Annotated in this window: 17 protein-coding genes and 1 tRNA gene; 12 read left to right on the forward strand and 6 right to left on the reverse strand. The window is 60.1% G+C overall.

What is annotated here, in order from left to right; all coding sequences use genetic code 11:
- The first annotated feature begins 263 nt into the window (after window positions 1-263).
- The 3 genes from ACR0LD_RS07640 to ACR0LD_RS07650 are packed head-to-tail and all read left to right on the forward strand — an operon-like array spanning window position 264 to window position 2,583.
- Window positions 264-494, forward strand: a complete 231-nt coding sequence (locus ACR0LD_RS07640; RefSeq protein WP_480636316.1) for a DUF3489 domain-containing protein — start codon at window positions 264-266, stop codon at window positions 492-494.
- Complete coding sequence (locus ACR0LD_RS07645) at window positions 491-907, forward strand: DUF2924 domain-containing protein (RefSeq protein WP_480636318.1); 417 nt, start codon at window positions 491-493, stop codon at window positions 905-907. Before ACR0LD_RS07640 ends, ACR0LD_RS07645 begins: the two co-directional genes overlap by 4 nt.
- Window positions 904-2,583: a recombinase family protein gene (locus ACR0LD_RS07650; RefSeq protein ID WP_480636320.1), complete on the forward strand. Its 1,680-nt coding sequence runs from the start codon at window positions 904-906 to the stop codon at window positions 2,581-2,583. Before ACR0LD_RS07645 ends, ACR0LD_RS07650 begins: the two co-directional genes overlap by 4 nt.
- Before the next feature lie 375 nt (window positions 2,584-2,958).
- Here ACR0LD_RS07650 and ACR0LD_RS07655 read toward each other — a convergent pair.
- Window positions 2,959-3,048, reverse strand: a tRNA-Ser gene (locus ACR0LD_RS07655).
- A gap of 205 nt (window positions 3,049-3,253) precedes the next feature.
- Here ACR0LD_RS07655 and ACR0LD_RS07660 point away from each other — a divergent pair.
- The 8 genes from ACR0LD_RS07660 to ACR0LD_RS07695 all read left to right on the forward strand — a co-directional run bounded on the left by ACR0LD_RS07660 (window position 3,254) and on the right by ACR0LD_RS07695 (window position 10,708).
- The gene (locus tag ACR0LD_RS07660) at window positions 3,254-4,417 is read left to right on the forward strand and encodes an SPOR domain-containing protein (protein ID WP_480636321.1); all 1,164 of its coding nucleotides are present in this window, start codon (window positions 3,254-3,256) and stop codon (window positions 4,415-4,417) included.
- Between the two features lie 13 nt (window positions 4,418-4,430).
- On the forward strand, window positions 4,431-5,597 hold the full coding sequence (locus tag ACR0LD_RS07665; protein ID WP_170364444.1) for a D-alanyl-D-alanine carboxypeptidase family protein: 1,167 nt from the start codon (window positions 4,431-4,433) through the stop codon (window positions 5,595-5,597).
- Window positions 5,594-6,220: a dTMP kinase gene (gene tmk / locus ACR0LD_RS07670; RefSeq protein ID WP_480636323.1), complete on the forward strand. Its 627-nt coding sequence runs from the start codon at window positions 5,594-5,596 to the stop codon at window positions 6,218-6,220. Before ACR0LD_RS07665 ends, tmk begins: the two co-directional genes overlap by 4 nt.
- Before the next feature lie 7 nt (window positions 6,221-6,227).
- Window positions 6,228-7,349 carry a DNA polymerase III subunit delta' gene (locus ACR0LD_RS07675; RefSeq protein WP_480636325.1) on the forward strand — a complete coding sequence of 374 codons (1,122 nt, stop codon included), beginning with the start codon at window positions 6,228-6,230 and terminating at the stop codon, window positions 7,347-7,349.
- Entirely contained in the window at window positions 7,346-8,161 is an 816-nt protein-coding gene (locus ACR0LD_RS07680; protein ID WP_170357361.1) for a TatD family hydrolase, read from the forward strand. Before ACR0LD_RS07675 ends, ACR0LD_RS07680 begins: the two co-directional genes overlap by 4 nt.
- Complete coding sequence (locus ACR0LD_RS07685) at window positions 8,158-8,955, forward strand: MBL fold metallo-hydrolase (protein ID WP_170357360.1); 798 nt, start codon at window positions 8,158-8,160, stop codon at window positions 8,953-8,955. The genes ACR0LD_RS07680 and ACR0LD_RS07685 overlap by 4 nt, the downstream gene beginning before the upstream one ends.
- A gap of 61 nt (window positions 8,956-9,016) precedes the next feature.
- Window positions 9,017-9,949, forward strand: coding sequence for an AEC family transporter (locus ACR0LD_RS07690; protein ID WP_170341050.1), 933 nt, complete (start codon window positions 9,017-9,019; stop codon window positions 9,947-9,949).
- A gap of 63 nt (window positions 9,950-10,012) precedes the next feature.
- Complete coding sequence (locus tag ACR0LD_RS07695) at window positions 10,013-10,708, forward strand: CbiX/SirB N-terminal domain-containing protein (RefSeq protein WP_170440877.1); 696 nt, start codon at window positions 10,013-10,015, stop codon at window positions 10,706-10,708.
- 29 nt (window positions 10,709-10,737) lie between these two features.
- On the opposite strand, the gene ACR0LD_RS07700 is transcribed toward ACR0LD_RS07695, so the two are convergent.
- The 5 genes from ACR0LD_RS07700 to ACR0LD_RS07720 all read right to left on the reverse strand — a co-directional run bounded on the left by ACR0LD_RS07700 (window position 10,738) and on the right by ACR0LD_RS07720 (window position 15,141).
- Complete coding sequence (locus tag ACR0LD_RS07700; protein WP_170357358.1) at window positions 10,738-11,730, reverse strand: GGDEF domain-containing protein; 993 nt, start codon at window positions 11,728-11,730, stop codon at window positions 10,738-10,740.
- The gene (locus tag ACR0LD_RS07705) at window positions 11,730-12,314 is read right to left on the reverse strand and encodes a heme NO-binding domain-containing protein (RefSeq protein WP_170365909.1); all 585 of its coding nucleotides are present in this window, start codon (window positions 12,312-12,314) and stop codon (window positions 11,730-11,732) included. The genes ACR0LD_RS07700 and ACR0LD_RS07705 overlap by 1 nt, the downstream gene beginning before the upstream one ends.
- Before the next feature lie 144 nt (window positions 12,315-12,458).
- On the reverse strand, window positions 12,459-14,018 hold the full coding sequence (locus ACR0LD_RS07710) for a trimethylamine methyltransferase family protein (RefSeq protein ID WP_170357356.1): 1,560 nt from the start codon (window positions 14,016-14,018) through the stop codon (window positions 12,459-12,461).
- A 119-nt stretch (window positions 14,019-14,137) separates the two neighbouring features.
- Window positions 14,138-14,830, reverse strand: coding sequence for an HAD family hydrolase (locus ACR0LD_RS07715; protein ID WP_170365907.1), 693 nt, complete (start codon window positions 14,828-14,830; stop codon window positions 14,138-14,140).
- A gap of 26 nt (window positions 14,831-14,856) precedes the next feature.
- Window positions 14,857-15,141, reverse strand: coding sequence for a DUF3572 domain-containing protein (locus tag ACR0LD_RS07720; protein WP_093964931.1), 285 nt, complete (start codon window positions 15,139-15,141; stop codon window positions 14,857-14,859).
- An 88-nt stretch (window positions 15,142-15,229) separates the two neighbouring features.
- Here ACR0LD_RS07720 and ACR0LD_RS07725 point away from each other — a divergent pair, with 88 nt between their 5' ends.
- Window positions 15,230-16,630, forward strand: a complete 1,401-nt coding sequence (locus tag ACR0LD_RS07725; RefSeq protein ID WP_170434753.1) for a diguanylate cyclase — start codon at window positions 15,230-15,232, stop codon at window positions 16,628-16,630.
- Window positions 16,631-16,635 lie beyond the last annotated feature (5 nt).

Consider the following 16,635-nt stretch of genomic DNA (forward strand, 5'->3'; position numbering starts at 1 on the left):
AGTCCGGGCGATTAGGTCGAATGTAGGTGCCATCAATACGAGACGCAACCCCCCAAACTAAAAGTAACCAATTAAGATTGTTGACGAATAATCGGGGGTACGCCAGCAACGCCCTTCAAAACACACGCCTCAAGTAATCGCTTCAGAAAGAGCTGGACTGTTGCCGTCAACCACGCATCACTGAACCCACACCCGAGCCATTCGGGCGCTCCTCGGTACCGGGGTTCGGCATCTAGCCAGCCCCAAATCAGAGGAGACAATACATGTCCAAGCGGAAGCAAACCAAAATTGACAAAGTGCAACACTTGTTGCGCCGCCCGAGCGGCGCCAGCCTTGAGGCGCTCTGCAAAGCAACGGGATGGCAGCCTCATTCGGTCCGAGCAGCTCTAAGCGGTCTGCGGAAAAAAGGCGTCGCAATTGAACGGCGGACATCCGACAAACCAAATGGACCATCCACATATCATCTGGCGGCGGGAACTGGAGAAGCGTCATGACCAAGACGAGCGATGTCGCCGATCTCGCCGCCATGGGTCGATCGGATCTGGTCACGCTTTGGCAGCAACTGTTTGATCAACCCGCCCCCGCCATGCTCAGCCAACCCTTTCTGCGCCGCTTTATCGCCTTTGAGATGCAGTCCCGCCGTCATAGCAGGCTACCCCGCCAGGTCAAAGCCACGCTGGAAAAGGGCTCTGGGAAGAAACCCCGGCCTACATGCCCTGCCCTAAAACCCGGCGGGCGCCTGCTACGCGAGTGGAATAGTGTGACCCATGTAGTCGACGTTACAGAAGACGGCTTCACTTGGAACGGTCGGTCCTATCGCTCACTCTCGGCCATCGCCCGAGAGATTACCGGCGCGCATTGGTCAGGGCCGCGTTTCTTTGGGCTCACCGGCAAGGCGGCCAAATGAGCCCGCGCCGTAAAATCCGATGCGCCATCTACACGCGCAAGTCCTCAGAAGATGGTCTGGATCAGGACTTCAATTCGCTGGATGCGCAATATGAGGCCTGCGCGGCCTATGTCGCAAGCCAGCGACATGAAGGCTGGACCCTGTTGTCCGGGCGCTACGATGACGGTGGCCTGTCGGGCGGCACCCTAGAGCGACCCGCCCTTCAGCGCCTTCTTGAAGAGATCGATGCCGGGCGTATTGACATGGTGGTGGTCTACAAGATTGACCGGCTGACCCGGTCGCTTACCGACTTCTCTAAGCTGGTCGACCGGCTGGAACAGGCAAACTGTTCTTTTGTGTCCGTCACGCAGGCCTTCAATACCTCATCTTCCATGGGCCGGTTAACGCTGAATGTGCTGTTGTCCTTTGCTCAGTTTGAACGGGAAGTCACCGCCGAACGTATTCGCGACAAGATTGCAGCGTCGAAGAAGAAGGGGCTTTGGATGGGTGGCAACCTGCCTCTGGGCTATGATCGCCACCCCGATCCGAAGGCAAGAACGCTGGTGGTGAATGAAGAGGAGGCCAGAACGGTCCGGCATCTCTTTGGGCTTTATGACGAGCTTGGTTGCCTGCGCAAAGTAGAAGAACGGGCAACGGCAGAAGACCTGCGGTCAAAACGGGTTGTTCGGACAGATGGCAGTGTGAAGGGGGATTGTCCGCTGTCACGGGGTCAAATCTATTACCTGCTGCGCAATCCGGTCTATCTCGGAAAAATCCGCCACAAGGATAAGATCTGGGACGGACAACATCCGGCGATCATCGATCAGGACATCTGGGACCGGGTGCAGGAAAAAATGCGACAGGCCTCCAACCGCTCGCGGGCACGCGGCGACTCCGATGCGCGCCAACACTCCACTGACCCCGGGGCCTGGCTCACCGGTCTGCTGTATGACGAAACTGGTGATCGGTTGACGCCGACCCACACCACGCGCAAAGGCCGACGGTTGCGCTACTATATCTCCAATCGACTGATCTCAGGCGGCAAGGATATCTCTGGCTGGCGACTGCCCGGCCCAGCGCTGGAAAACGCGGTCATTGATGTCATCGTCAGACATTTGCAAGACGCCGCCGCGGCGCACCAAGTACTGGCGCAGCCGGAGGCCGGGTCAGCCGAGGCAGTTCAGACTTCAGTTGCGGATTTGGTAACCCGGCTTCTAGGCCATGGCTGTCAGATCGGCGCTGCTCTTCTGGCCAAAGGCAAACTTGCACGAGGACAGATCGACCTCGAATTTAACCCCAAAACTCTGGCAAGCGCACTTGGCATCGCGGCCGATCATCTGCACCCGGATCTCACCCACGTCACCGCATCTTTCGATCTGTGCCGCCGCGGCGTCGAGGCCAAGGTCATCGCCGGAGACATGGCACCCCAACCTGATCCCCACCTCCGGTCCATGCTGATCCGCGCCCATGGCTGGGCCCGTGATCTGAAGGCCGGAGTTCAACTGATGGAGATTGCCCGCCGCGAAAGCGTCCCTGACGCCTTCATCCGCACCCGTGCTCAGCTCGCCTTTCTCTCACCAAAGATTCAAACGGCGATTCTCGACGGGAGCCAGCCGCCCGAACTCACACTCAAGCGTCTGGTCAGCGTGACCCACCCACTTGAATGGTCCGAACAGGAACGCCTGTTCGGCTTCTGACATCTCCAGCTCCTGCGTCCCTGATACAGACTTCGCCCTCCCTGATCCGGCGGAACAATTCCCTGTTCGCACGAGGAAATTCCCTGTTCCACCTTTTAGGGAATTTGCAACATAAACCTCTGAGAAACATACAGTTCTGATAGAAGAAATGACGGAAGTCAGTCCCGGTTTGCGAATATTCCCTGTAAATTGCAGGTTATCAGGGAAATCCAGCCCAAAGCGACCCCGCTAAAATGCGACACTGAGACTCGCGCCTGAATTGTCCTCTGAATGTACGGTTTGCTTCGTCTCTGATTGAAAGCGCATGCGCCAACGCGCGGGAATTGCGTAACAATTCCGGATCAGAAAATACAACTGAAGTGAGACAGGTATGAGTGGCGGGGAGACAGGGATTCGAACCCTGGGGACGCTCTCACGCCCAACGGTTTTCAAGACCGCCGCATTCGACCACTCTGCCACCTCCCCGGCGCAGGCAGCGGTCTAGGACGAACATCGGTTGGTGGCAAGTCCAAAAGAGGGATTTCTTGCCGAAGCCGGACCCGCGGTCTTTCCTTGAAACAACCCGCAGGTTATGATTTGCGCGATGACTGCAGGAGGCCGGCAAAAGAACCGGTCGAACCGCAGTCGGGGCCAGCCACGCAAAGGCCCTACAGGCAAGGGATAACACAATATGAAGCGAGCGACAGAGACACGCTTTGGACCGCGGCCGTTGGCGGTGCTGGTTGTTGCAATAACTGCGCTGACGGGATGCGACGAAGCTTTGAACGCAGGCAAGTCTTCCTCGGAAGCAGCCAGTGACGATGGGCAGACCCAAAGCAACACCACGGAACTGTTCCCCGAAGTCGCCAGCGGCTCTCAGCGCGATGTTGAAGCGCCGGACGTCTTCGAAGTGACCGAGGCCGGGCTCTGGGATGGGCGTCCCTCGTTGGGTGGCATCTGGGTGGCGCACCCCAGCGCGTCTCAGCCCGAGCGGGTCGCCATCAAAAACACAAGCAACAACAAGACCGTAACGGGCGCCTTGTTCCGCCGGGAACAAAACCTGCCTGGGCCGGCCCTTCAGGTGTCCTCGGCAGCGGCTGAAAAACTGGGAATGCTTGCCGGCGCTCCTGCCCGTCTGCAGGTGGTTGCACTCCGCCGCGAAACGATCGAGCCGGAGCCTGCGCCGGAACCCGAAGCAGCCCCGACCGAAGAAACTGCAAGCGCCGCCGAAGCAACCGCAGCCGAAGAAGCCACAGCGGCCGGACCCGACGAAAGTGCCGAAGAAAAGCCGGCCAAGCGGAAATGGTGGCAGAAAAAGACACCTGAAAACACCGGTGCCGTGGTCGCCGGTGCTGCCGCGGCCGGAGCGGCCGCAAGCGCCGCCGCCGAAGAAACTGCGCCCGCGATTGAGGAAGCGGCAGATGCGTCCGCGACCGCTGCATTGACGGATCCGGTCGTCGCACCGCCACCCGCCCAGAAAAAACGCAAGTGGTGGCAGAAGAAAGATCCCAATGAAATTACCGAGACGCCGCTGGACCCGATCGCAGGTGCTGCGGCCGCCATAGACGCATCCGAGCCGACGCCGGCTGCGGCGGCCAGTGCCACAGCCGCATCGTCGAACCTGACCAAACCCTATGTTCAGATCGGAACGTTCGGAGTTGAAGCGAACGCGAAAGCCGCCGCCGAAAAGGTCCGCATGAACGGATTGACGGCCGAAGTTCTGGAACTGGAGTCGGCGGGCAAGTCGGTCTGGCGTGTACTGGTCGGCCCTGCCACAACGCGCGCCGAACGCAAAGCGATCCTCGGAGATATGAAAGACCTGGGCTTTACCGATGCCTTTATCGTGAAGAACTGAACAGGAGGGTCCAATGCTGACCTCATTCAAATCGGCTGTTCTGGCCGCGGGCCTTGCCCTGCTGGCCCTGCCGGTTCACGCCTTCGACACGTCCGCGCGCGCGGCCTACGTGATCGATCAGACGACAGGCACTGTGCTGTTGTCGAAGAATGCCGATGAACCGCTTCCACCGGCATCGATGTCAAAGCTGATGACGCTCTACGTGGCATTCGAAGCTCTGCGCGACGGTCGACTGACGCTGGATGAAACGCTTCCGGTCTCGGAGCATGCCATGAGCTATGGCGGCTCGACCATGTTCCTGAACACGCAGGACCGGGTCCGGGTCGAGGACCTTCTGCGGGGCATCATCGTCCTGTCTGGCAATGACGCCTGTGTCGTGATCGCCGAAGCGCTCAGCCCGGACGGTACCGAGGCCGGCTTTGCTCGCTACATGACCCAACGCGCCAGGCAGATGGGAATGAACCACTCGAACTTCACCAACTCGAACGGCTGGCCTGCTGCGGGTCACATGATGTCGGTTCATGATCTGGCCGTGCTGGCCGACAGGCTGATCACCGATTTTCCCGAATACTATCCGCTGTTTGCCGAGGAAACCTTCGAATTTGACGGCCGCGCCCCGTCGAACGTGAACAACCGCAACCCGTTGCTGAAACTGGATATCGGTGCCGATGGCCTGAAGACCGGCCACACGCAAGAGGCGGGCTATGGCCTTGTCGGATCGGCCAAGCAAGGCGATCGCCGGGTGGTCTTCGTTCTTTCCGGGCTCGACAGCATCTCTCGCCGGGCAGAGGAGGCTGAGGCCGTGGTTAACTGGTCGTTTCGAAATTTTATCGAGAGGACAGTTGCCAACGCCGAGACGCCGATAGCACAGGCCAAAGTGTGGATGGGCGCGCAAAAGACGGTTGGGCTTGTGCCCGACGGTGACCTCACCCTTCTGTTCCCCGTTCTGGGCGATCAGAACGTGCAGGCCGAAGTCGTGTATCAAGGCCCGATCAACGCTCCGATCGCCAAGGGCCAACAACTGGCCGAACTTGTGATACAACCCGAAGGTTTGCCCGAAATCCGGCGCCCTCTGGTCGCGGCCGAGGATGTGGCGATGGGCGGGTTCCTGGTGCGGCTGATGACCGTGGGCGGCATCGTCCTGAAAGACATGATCAATACCCCGCTGGAGTCGATGTGAGCCCGCGCGGTCTGTTCCTGACATTCGAGGGGATCGACGGTTCAGGCAAGTCCACGCAGGCCCGCAGGCTGGCAGAAAGTCTCGAGGCGGCCGGACATGACGTTGTTCTGACGCGCGAACCGGGCGGTTCGCCCGGGGCCGAGGAAATTCGCCGGTTGGTCCTGGAAGGCGACCCCGACAGGTGGTCGGCTGAAACCGAAATCCTTCTGTTCACGGCCGCACGACGCGATCATTTGGAGCGCACGATCGAACCGGCCTTGAATGCGGGTAAGATCGTGATTTGCGATAGGTTCGCCGACAGCACCCGAATGTATCAGGGCCTGTCGCGCGGAGATCTGCGCGCGTTGGTGGACCAACTCCACGGCCTGATGATCGGCCGCGAGCCTGATCTGACCTTGCTGATCGATATGGATCCGGAAATCGGCCTCTCCCGCGCCAAGGGCCGGCAAGGCACCGAAGAACGGTTCGAGGATTTTGGCCCGGCCCTTCAAAAACGCATGCGCTCGGGTTTCCTTGCGCTGGCGGACGAGTTCAAGGACCGGTTCCATGTGATCGATGGCAATCGCGACGTGGACAGCGTGGCCGTGGATGTGAGAGAAACCGTCCTGAAGGTTCTGCGGTAATTCACGAATGAGCGACGACACACCCACACCGGACCAGGCGCCCGGCGCGCTTCACCCGCGCGAGACACGCAGGCTGTTTGGACAGGATGCGGCCGAGCAAGCCTTCCTGACCGCCTTTGCGTCTGACCGGCTGCATCACGCGTGGCTTCTGACCGGCCCTCGTGGCGTGGGCAAAGCGACCCTGGCATGGCGCATCGCGCGGTTTCTGCTGGCCACGCCGCCGCTACACGATGACGGGCTGTTCGGCGCGCCCGAGGCTCCGACGACACTCGACATCGCGCCGGACCACCCGGTTGCAGCGCGGATGCTGGCGGGGGCCGAACCCGGTCTGGCCGCGATCACCAGATCCCTGAATGATCAAGGCCGCCTGCGTAACGAAATCGTTGTCGATGACATCCGAAAATTGGGGCGCTTCTTCGGCCTCAGTTCAGCGGACGGCGGGCGCCGCGTGGTTATCGTGGATGCGGCAGACGAAATGAATGTCAGCGCCGCAAACGCGTTGTTGAAAATGCTCGAAGAGCCCCCTGCCCGCACGACACTGCTGCTGGTTTCGCATCAGCCGTCACGGCTGTTGCCGACGATCCGCTCGCGGTGCCGTACCCTGCGCCTGTCACCGCTGTCGCCGGAGGACATGAAATCGGCGCTGGCACAGACCGGGGCCGAATTGCCTCCGCAATCCGATCACCTCGCGGCTTTGGCCGCCGGTTCCGTAGGCGACGCGGTACGGCTGATCAATCTGGGCGGGATGGAGATCTATGCCGAGCTGATCCAGATACTTGGCACCCTGCCCCGCCTCGACCGCCAGCGCGCGCTGGCTTTGGCCGAAGCGGCCGCGCAGCGCGGAGCAGCCGAGCGCTATGACCTGCTTTTGAATCTGATTGACATCGCCCTTTCTCGCCTTGCTCTGACAGGTGCGACCGGCGCGCCTCCGCAGCCCGAAGCTGCGCCAAACGAAGCCGAAGTTCTGTTGCGCCTGTCATCCTCGCGCCCACAAGCCTTGGGCTGGGCCGAGGCCGCATCCATCATCACGGCCCGTGCGCGGCACGGGCAGGCGGTGAACCTTGACCCTGCCGCCGTCGTCCTAGATACGGTGTTCAAGATTCAGGAAACCGCCGGTCCGAGCAGATGAGCGACACGCCCCAACCTCCCGCAATCACTGACAGCCATTGCCATCTGGATTTCCCGGATTTCGAGGGCCAGTTGGACGCAATCATCGCTCGTGCGGTCGAAGCGGGCGTGACACGCATGGTGACGATCTGCACACGTCTGCGCAATGAGCCGACCGTGCGCGCGATCGCCGAAACACATGCCCCGGTTTTCTACGCTGCGGGCACCCATCCCATGAGCGCGTCCGAAGAGCCACTGGCGAGCGTCGACGAACTCGTCGCATTGTCCCGACATCCGAAATTTGTCGGCATCGGCGAAACCGGGCTGGACTATCACTACACCGCCGACAGCGCCGAAATACAAAAACGCTCGTTGAGGGTTCACATTCAGGCCGCCCAAAGTACAGGCCTGCCGCTGATCATTCACGCCCGTGCAGCCGACGAGGACATGGCGGCGATCCTGCAGGACGAGTTTCGGAACGCACCTTACTCCTGTGTGATGCATTGCTTCTCGTCTTCGGCCGAACTGGCACGGGCAGCGTTGGATTTGGGGTTCTACCTCTCCATGTCCGGCATCGCGGCCTTTCCAAAAAGCCAAGAGCTGAGGGATATCTTTGCGGCAGCGCCTGTCGATCGAATTCTGATAGAGACCGACGCACCATACCTGGCCCCGCCGCCGCACCGGGGCAAGCGGAACGAGCCCGGCTATACCGCTTTCACCGCCCGGGTCGGCGCCGAACTGTTTGGCATGGACTACCCGGATTTCGCCGCGCAGACCCAAGCGAATTTTGATCGACTGTTTGCGAAGGCGGCCGCCTACCCGGTTGCCGAATGAGCATGCTGCGGTTCACGATCCTGGGCTGTGGCTCCTCTGGCGGTGTCCCCCGGTTGGGTGGGCATTGGGGAGATTGTGACCCGCAAAATCCGCGCAATATCCGCCGCCGGTGCTCGATGCTGGTTGAACGGGACGGGCCGGACGGCACGACCTCGGTTCTGATCGACACGACCCCGGACATGCGCAACCAACTGCTGGACACCGGAACCGGACGCCTCGACGCCGTTGTCTACACACACTCGCATGCCGATCATGTCCACGGCATCGACGACCTGCGCATGATCGTTTTCAACATGCGCGCGCGGGTGCCCGTTTGGGCGGATGGCGACACGCAAAACGCATTGCTGGGGCGGTTCGGCTACGCGTTCATTCAACCCGAAGGCTCACCCTATCCACCGATCCTCGACCTGAAGACAATTGACGGTCCGTTCGAGATAGACGGTCCGGGAGGATCAATCCCGTTTCGCCCGTTCAAGGTGAACCACGGATCGATCGATGCGCTTGGTTTTCGTATGAACAACCTGGCCTATCTGCCTGATGTTGCGGAAATCTACGATGATGCCTGGCCCGAGCTTCAGGGATTGGACTGCCTCGTGATCGACGCGCTGCGCCGGGACCCACATCCGACCCATGCCCACCTGGAAAAGACCCTTGGCTGGATCGAACAGCTAAAGCCGGCTCGGGCGGTTCTGACCAATATGCACATCGATCTGGACTATGCAGCCGTCGATGCCGAGACCCCTGACCATGTCGAGCCTGCCTATGACGGCATGGTGATCCGGCAGCCATTGTAGGACATCGGATTGCACGCGCTTCCCCCAGCTCTGACCGAACAGCCTGGATTGAGGTCGTGAGATGTTGCAAAGCCTGATCGACGTCATCCTTCCGGTCTTTCTTGTGATTGGGGCTGGTTATGTCTCGACGCTGACGGGCTATTTCAAAGAAGTTCATATCGATGGGTTGATGAAGTTCACGCAGGGGTTCGCAATCCCCTGCCTGCTGTTTCTGGCCATCGCCCATCTGGACCTGAGCGCCAGCTTTGACCCGCGCCTTCTGGGCAGTTTCTATACTGCCGCAGCTCTGTGTTTCCTTGCGGGGGTATTTGGCGCTCGCCTGATATTCAAGCGCGAATGGGAAGACTGCGTTGCGATCGGGTTCTGCTGCCTGTTTTCGAACTCGGTCCTGCTGGGCCTGCCGATCACCGAACGCGCCTATGGGCCCGACAACCTGACCGGAAACTATGCGATCATCGCGTTCCACTCGCCGTTCTGCTACTGCGTCGGCATTACCGTGATGGAGGTCATCCGCAACCGAGGCAATGGCGGTATGCGCATGGCCCGATCGGTGCTTTCGGCAATGTTCAAGAACGCGCTGATCCTGGGCATCGCTCTGGGCTTCATCGTCAATCTCACGGGCGTCGGCATTCCGGCTGTGGCAGACGAGGCCCTGAGCCTGGTGACACGCGCAGCACTGCCCGGCGCCCTATTCGCCCTGGGCGGAGTTCTGGTCAAGTACAAGCCCGAAGGTGACCTGCGGACAATCGGCTATGTTTGCTGCGTTTCACTTGTTCTGCATCCAAGCCTGGTCTGGTTGTTCGGTACAGCGACCGCCCTGCCGCAAGATCTTTTCCGCTCGGGCGTTCTGAATGCGGCGATGGCGCCCGGATTCAACGCCTACATCTTCGCCAACATGTATGGCCGGGCCAAACGAGTTGCCGCCTCTTCGGTGTTGATTGGCACAGGCGTGTCCATTCTTACGGTATGGATGTGGTTGACGTTGCTCGGATAAAGACGAATTGACTTTGCGGGAGGGCGCCACACCTATCCCGAAACAGAACAAGGAAGCCCCAGCATGCCGACTGCCGTCATCGTAGCGCATGGCCAACCGTCCGACCCAGACCCGGCCGAGGCATCTCTGGCCAGACTGGCCGCTCGGATCGATCAACTGACGGATAGAGTCACAGTCAGATCGGCGACCCTCGCCGCGCCAGGCGCGCTGGAAAAGGTCCTTGATGAGATTCCGGACGGCAGCGCGATTTTTCCATTGTTCATGGCGAAAGGGTGGTTCGTGACTTCTGCGCTTCCCAAACGCCTTGAAGGGCGCGCAGTTCGGCAACTCGACCCGCTGGGCGTTGACCCGCAGCTACCCAACCTGGTGGCGCGCGCCCTGCAACCCTTGATCGACGAGCAAGGTTGGAGCACCACGTCCACGGATCTGCTTATTGCCGCACACGGCTCAGGCCGCAGCCGCAACCCGGCAGCCGTCACCCACGAATTCGCTGACCGTTTGGCCGGGTTGATATCACTGAAATCAATCCGCTGTGGATTTGTCGAAGAACCCCCATCGATCAGTGACGCCGCCCAAATGACCGGGGATCATGCGATCTGCCTGCCGTTCTTTGCCTGCACCGGGGGCCACGTGTTGGATGATATTCCCGCCGAGCTGGGCAAGGCCGCATTTCGTGGCCCGGTGCTGCCTGTGGTCGGCGAGTTGGATGAAATCCAGTCGCACATCGCGCGGACATTGGACGGGGCTTTCGCTGAGTAGTCAAGCAACCAGCCTACCGACGCACCGGTCTACTCCGGTGCCCGCGCCTCTTCGGAATAGAAGCGATGGCACGACCGACCGTTTCGCTTGGCCTCGTAAAGGGCCAAATCCGCCGCGTGCAGAATCTCAGCCGGTTTCGGGGACAGAAACTGTGACGTAAGTGCGGTCCCGATGCTCGCCGAAATCGCGCAGGTCTCGCCCTCGAAAACCATCGGTTTCTGAAGGCGGCCAATCAGGCGATTGGCGATCCGTTCAAGCTGAGCCCTGCTCGACAGGCTTTTGAATATCAGAACAAATTCATCGCCGCCGATCCGGGCGACCGTGTCGTCGCTGCGGGTTTCTTCCAGCATGATCCGGGCGGCCTGGGACAGCACATAGTCGCCCGCGGCATGCCCCAATTCGTCGTTCACGGCTTTGAAGAAATCCAGGTCCAGATGCATCAACGCAAAAGTGGATTTCGTTGAAACCAAATGCTCGAGAATGTGGTCCATCGCGCGCCGGTTCTTGAGGCCGGTCAGAGTATCCGTATAGGCCTGTTCCTCGGCCGCAAGCATTGCCCCCTGAAGCCGCAGGTTCAACGACCTCGAAGCCTCCATCGCCGCAGACTTGGCTTCGACCAGGTAGAGCAATTCAATTGCGAGGTCGGTTCCCGAGAAATCCGCACTTGTCAGTGCATAATCCCGTACAGCGTCCAGGATCGAGATCCCGAAGGACAGGTTGATAACCGCGCCTGCATCGTCAGGCAGCGGCGCCACCAAACCCTTCAATGCTGTGCGCGGTTCATCGTGAAGCTTGAGATGAAGCTTGGTACCTGCCGTCGCCATCAACGCCGGCATAGTCGTCACGGTTCTGGGCCTTACCAGTTCAAATATTTCCAGAAATTCGCTGCCAACCAACGGCTGGTCGGGGCGCAGTTTTTGCAGTGTCGGCCCGACCTGAAGGATACGCCCATCCTGATCCACCAAGGTGAACATCGGGCACAACGTCTCCAACATCCTGCCCAGTTGATCCAGATCCATCATCAGTTCCGCGCCCCCAGATCAAAGTGACGACCCTCGGCAAAGGCGCTTTCGACCAGAACCATCGAGATGACGTCCACCCCGCCCCTCTGCCCGGCATGCCTCAGAATCACGAGCGCGCCATAGTCGTCCGCCATTGCTCGCAAGATCCCGATCATGACATTGGCATACCCATCCAGCCCGGGATGGCAGCGCAGTTCGAATTCTGTGGGCGAACGCTCCAGCAGTTCCAGGGCAGGCAATTCAAGGTCAGAGACCGCCAGTTTGACCCGGTCGGCCAGATCATCCAAAGACTGCAGAAACTCGACATAGGTAACGCCGCCAAAGCGCAGAAGGCGCCGCAATCCTTCCATGTTGGGGTGTGAGACCAGATAGGTTCCGAGATCTTCCAGAAACTCGTCCCGCGAACGGTTCAATTGATCGCAGACCACGTCCAGCAGGCGATATGACTTTTCCCGGTCGTAGACGAGCATCGCTTCGAACTCGGCGAACCCAAGTTCAGCGGCCTCGGTCGCCCGAAGCCAGCGCTCACGCCCATAGGTCGCGCATACAAACGATTGAACTGCCCTGTTGATCAATCCGTGCATGAATGCCCTCAAAAAGGTTTCATGCCGATCCCACCTCAAAGATCTTAAGAAAGGCCAAATGCGGCAGTTCAAGATGCGGAAAATTCACGGAAATCTCAGGATGAGATATCCTGCCGTTCCAGCTGCCTGCCCGATGATGCGCTATCAGAAATCGGTCGGCGCGCCCCCTTCGGCTTTGCGACGTGCGACGAAGTCAGCCAGTTCCTCTCGGATCGCCTCATCCATGGGCGGAGCCTCAAAGCTGTTGATGATCTCCTTGAACATCAGATGCGCCCGTTCGGCTGTCCAGATCCCGCCCGCGACTTCCCAGCCCTCGTAGTTTTTCCAATCGCTCAGGAAGGGTTGATAGAACGCGGTGGTATAGCGATCCTGCGTGTGTTGGATGCCAAAGAAGTGCCCATCGTTCCCGACCGCGCGGATGGCTTCCAGTGCGATTTCGTCCGGGCCTGTGGCGCAGATCTCGGGCTGCATATATCTTTGGATTTGCTGCAATATCTCGCAGTCCATGATGAACTTCTCCGGGCTCGCGATCAGGCCGCCCTCCAGCCATCCGGCCGCGTGATAGACCATGTTGGTCCCCGACTGCACCGCCGCCCAGAGTGAATTCGACGTCTCCCAGACGGCCTGGCCGTCCGGCACATTGGCCGCGCAGACACCGGACGAGCGCAAGGGCAGCCCATAGAACCGCGCCATCTGGCCGGTCATCTGGGTCGACCGGATGTATTCAGGTGTGCCAAACGCAGGCGCACCAGACTTCATGTCGACATTCGAGGTGAATGTCCCGATGACACATGGGATGCCGGGCCGGACGTACTGGAACAAGGCAATCGCACACAGCGCCTCGGCCAACGACTGCGCAACGGCCCCGGCCATCGTCACCGGGGCCATGGCCCCAGCCAAAGTGAAAGGCGTGACGACAATGGCCTGCCCCCGCCGGGCCAGCCGCAGGCACCCGTCGATCATCGGGTGGTCGTGTTTCAGTGGCGAGGTCGAGTTGATATTGGTGTACATGCGCGGTGACGCCTCGAATTCCTCGTGGCTGAGACCGCCTGCGATGCGCACCATTTCCATGACATCTTCGACGCGCTCTTTGCCCAACGAATAGGCATGCATCGCCTTGTCCGTCAGCGTCAGCTTGTCATAAAGGACATCCAGGTGCCGGACGCTGGCGTGCAGGTCAACCGGCTCGACCGGGTAGCCTCCGGCAAAGTGGATGCAGTTGAAATACTGCGTCAACTTCAACAGGTTCTGGCACATTTCGCGGTTGCCGGGAACCTTCTTGCCGATCTCCATGTCCCAGTAGTTCGGCGGTGACGAGACATTTCCGAACAACATCGTCTTGCCGCCGATCTCGATCGTGTGGTTCGGGTTGCGCGGCGTGATGGTAAAGGTCGACGGCGCCTTGGCGACCATTTCCATAACGAAGTCACGACCCATGCGCACGTTGTCGCCGTTGACGATGCATCCAGCTTCACGCAGGATCTCCAAGGCTTCCTGATTGTAGAACTCGATGCCGATTTCCTCGAGAATACGCATGGCGCCGTCATGGATGGCTTCGACGCCCTCGGGGCCCAACGGTTCGGTTGGCCGGTCGATGTTGATCGGCGGGTTCCATGGCATCTGGTCGATGACTGCCGCACCGCGGCGCGCTGCAGCGCCTGCGCGTCCACCACCCCTGCGCTTGCGAGTATTCGTGTCGGCCATCTGTTCCTCCGGCGATTGTTACTCTCAAACAAGACCCGAAGTCCGGTCTCTGGCCGCTCTGTCTGCGACAGCCAAGGTCGGTTTCAACTCATGAACCGCCGATTTTCAGGCAAGGCGCTTTAACGAAGGTTCAGCCAGCCGGGGATGTGGCTGATATCGGGAAGAACGACATCAGCCATCGGTGCAAGATCCTCAACCTTTGCCAATCCAGTCAGAACACCGATAGTGGTCATGCCGGCGGCGCGACCGGCCTCCAGATCGTGCAGACTGTCGCCGACCATGGCGATCCGGTCCGGTGGGACGCCAACATGTTGGGCAAAAGCCAACAACTGGCCGGGCCCAGGCTTGAACCCGTGGCCACTGTCATACCCCGCAATGAAATCGAAATAGGTCTCGATTCCGACCGAGGCCAGGTGCCGTTTCGCCGGCATCTCGCCGTCATTGGTCGCAACACCCAGCTTCTTGCCGGCGTCTTTCAGGAATTGCAGAAAAGGTGCAAGCGCAACGGCCTCGACCTGAGGCGCATGGGCAGAAGCCGCATTCAAGGTCTGAACCAGATCCTCGCGGGACCAGCCGTCAAGGTCGGGGAACAAGGCGTCGGCGACCTCGTCGACGGTGCCAGCGATCACGATACTGTCCTCGGAATAGGTCCCTGTCGCGAAGTCAAAGCCAATGCTCTTTCCAAGCACGGACGCACGCGCATTGTCGCCCTCGCTCAGACGCAGCAGCACCGCCTTGCCGAACGCCCCCCACGTGGCGGCGAAATCAAACAGGGTTCCGTCCTTGTCAAAAACCAGCGCATCAATCGACATGCATTCTTGCTCCTGCGCGGACCCGTTCAGGTCCAATGAACATCCGCGCCGCCTGACAGGACGCTTCGGGCCTGGGCCGGTTGATCGTAGGGGACAGCGTTTGCGTCACAAAAGGCCAACACCCACGAATCGTCAAGCATCAGAAATTCCAGCACCGAAGCAAGAAACTCGGGCTCTGTGGCGCGGTCCCTCAGGTCATCCGTCGAGGCGCCGGTCGAACCAAGGAAAACAGGCAACAATTCATCGTTCCCAACAAGCCACCCAAGCGCTTTCAAGGCCAGAGTTTCGGCGAATTCGGCAGAGATCGGCATGATCAGGCCCCGGTTCGAAGATTTGGAAAGGGTTTGTTAACCAGACTCATAAACACTTTGGCAAGGCATGCAATCTACGGTGAAAACAATGTCCGTGCAGGGAACCATCCTTGTCCTCGACGGGGTCTCGACCAATCGCATCATGCTGAAGGTGCAGCTGACGGCGGCGTGGTATCATGTCGTGCAGGGCGAGAAGCTGGCTGGTCTTGGGGCGTTGCTGCGGCGGACCCGGCCGGATCTGGTGCTGACGGCCCAGACACTACCCGACGGAGACGCGGGCGACGTCAAAAGATTGATGCTGTCCGTTCCGGCCCTGCAGGATGTCCCTGTGGTCGCGATTGCGCCTCAGAACGATCGGACCGCCCGGCTGCGGAACCTGTCCGAGGGGCTGGATGACGTTCTGGCCTATCCGTTCAAAGATACGCTGTTGCTGGCGCGTGTGCGAAGCCTGCTGCGCGCCCGTGCGGAAACTCAGGATCTGAAGAACAGTGGCAACCCTCAATCCGTGGGATTTGCCGAAGCCCCCGCAGCAATGATCACGCCCGCGCGGCATGGTCAGATCGCCGTCTTGGCCCACACCGCACGTACTCGCACGCTGTGGCACAAGGCCCTGAACGGACGAACGCAGCATTCGGTGTGCAGCCATACCCTGCCCAACCTCAGCGGAGTCTTGTCCGGCACCATACCTGACGCGATTGTTGTCGAATTGAACAGCGATCCATCCGGCCTGAACATGTTGGCCGACCTCAAATCCCGCACCGGCACTCGGCGGACCGCTCTGATCGGAATCATTCCCGATGACAACGCCACTCTTGCCGCCGAGGCCCTGGATCGCGGCGCCGATGCGATTTGCCTCGGAGGGTTCTGCCCTGACGAAGTATCGCTTCGGGTCGAGGCGTTGATTGCACGCAAGGCGCATGACGAGCAAATGCGCGACTCGTTGCGCCGTGGGCTTGAGGAATCGTGGATCGACACGCTGACCGGCCTGAACAACCGTCGTTTCGCACAGACCGCGATGGACCAATTGCTGCACAGTTCGGTGCACAAACAGCGGGGTTTTGCGATCATGCTGGCCGACCTGGACCACTTCAAATCCATCAATGACCGTTATGGCCACAGTGCCGGTGACAGGGTTTTGGTCGAGGCCGGAAAACGGATGAAGCGCGCTTTCGGACCTGACGGCTTCCTCGCCCGCATCGGAGGAGAGGAATTCCTGTTCGGACTGCCAAACGCGACCCGCGAAAAGGCGCTCAGGAAGGCGGCCGATATCTGCAGCGGCGTCAGCAGCGTACCGATCGTCCTGCCGGACATTCCTGCCCGGCTTCCGGTGACGGTCAGCATCGGGCTGAAGGTATGCGAGCCACCCTTCTCCCCACTTCCAGACGGCTCACTGTCGGCCGAAAGCCTGATCAAATGCGCGGACAAGGCGCTTTATGCGGCAAAACAGGCAGGCCGGAACCAGGTGTGGATGAAACAGAACGCGGCCTAAGCGGG

This window comes from Ruegeria sp. BF8 (assembly GCF_056538625.1).

Bases quoted from the DNA above. Each gene is read 5' to 3' on its own strand.
- ACR0LD_RS07640 (WP_480636316.1), top strand. From the start codon at position 264: ATGTCCAAGCGGAAGCAAACCAAAATTGACAAAGTGCAACACTTGTTG.
- ACR0LD_RS07645 (WP_480636318.1), top strand. From the start codon at position 491: ATGACCAAGACGAGCGATGTCGCCGATCTCGCCGCCATGGGTCGATCG.
- ACR0LD_RS07650 (WP_480636320.1), top strand. From the start codon at position 904: ATGAGCCCGCGCCGTAAAATCCGATGCGCCATCTACACGCGCAAGTCC.
- ACR0LD_RS07660 (WP_480636321.1), top strand. From the start codon at position 3,254: ATGAAGCGAGCGACAGAGACACGCTTTGGACCGCGGCCGTTGGCGGTG.
- ACR0LD_RS07665 (WP_170364444.1), top strand. From the start codon at position 4,431: ATGCTGACCTCATTCAAATCGGCTGTTCTGGCCGCGGGCCTTGCCCTG.
- ACR0LD_RS07675 (WP_480636325.1), top strand. From the start codon at position 6,228: ATGAGCGACGACACACCCACACCGGACCAGGCGCCCGGCGCGCTTCAC.
- ACR0LD_RS07680 (WP_170357361.1), top strand. From the start codon at position 7,346: ATGAGCGACACGCCCCAACCTCCCGCAATCACTGACAGCCATTGCCAT.
- ACR0LD_RS07685 (WP_170357360.1), top strand. From the start codon at position 8,158: ATGAGCATGCTGCGGTTCACGATCCTGGGCTGTGGCTCCTCTGGCGGT.
- ACR0LD_RS07690 (WP_170341050.1), top strand. From the start codon at position 9,017: ATGTTGCAAAGCCTGATCGACGTCATCCTTCCGGTCTTTCTTGTGATT.
- ACR0LD_RS07695 (WP_170440877.1), top strand. From the start codon at position 10,013: ATGCCGACTGCCGTCATCGTAGCGCATGGCCAACCGTCCGACCCAGAC.
- ACR0LD_RS07700 (WP_170357358.1), bottom strand. From the start codon at position 11,730: ATGATGGATCTGGATCAACTGGGCAGGATGTTGGAGACGTTGTGCCCG.
- ACR0LD_RS07705 (WP_170365909.1), bottom strand. From the start codon at position 12,314: ATGCACGGATTGATCAACAGGGCAGTTCAATCGTTTGTATGCGCGACC.
- ACR0LD_RS07710 (WP_170357356.1), bottom strand. From the start codon at position 14,018: ATGGCCGACACGAATACTCGCAAGCGCAGGGGTGGTGGACGCGCAGGC.
- ACR0LD_RS07715 (WP_170365907.1), bottom strand. From the start codon at position 14,830: ATGTCGATTGATGCGCTGGTTTTTGACAAGGACGGAACCCTGTTTGAT.
- ACR0LD_RS07720 (WP_093964931.1), bottom strand. From the start codon at position 15,141: ATGCCGATCTCTGCCGAATTCGCCGAAACTCTGGCCTTGAAAGCGCTT.
- ACR0LD_RS07725 (WP_170434753.1), top strand. From the start codon at position 15,230: ATGTCCGTGCAGGGAACCATCCTTGTCCTCGACGGGGTCTCGACCAAT.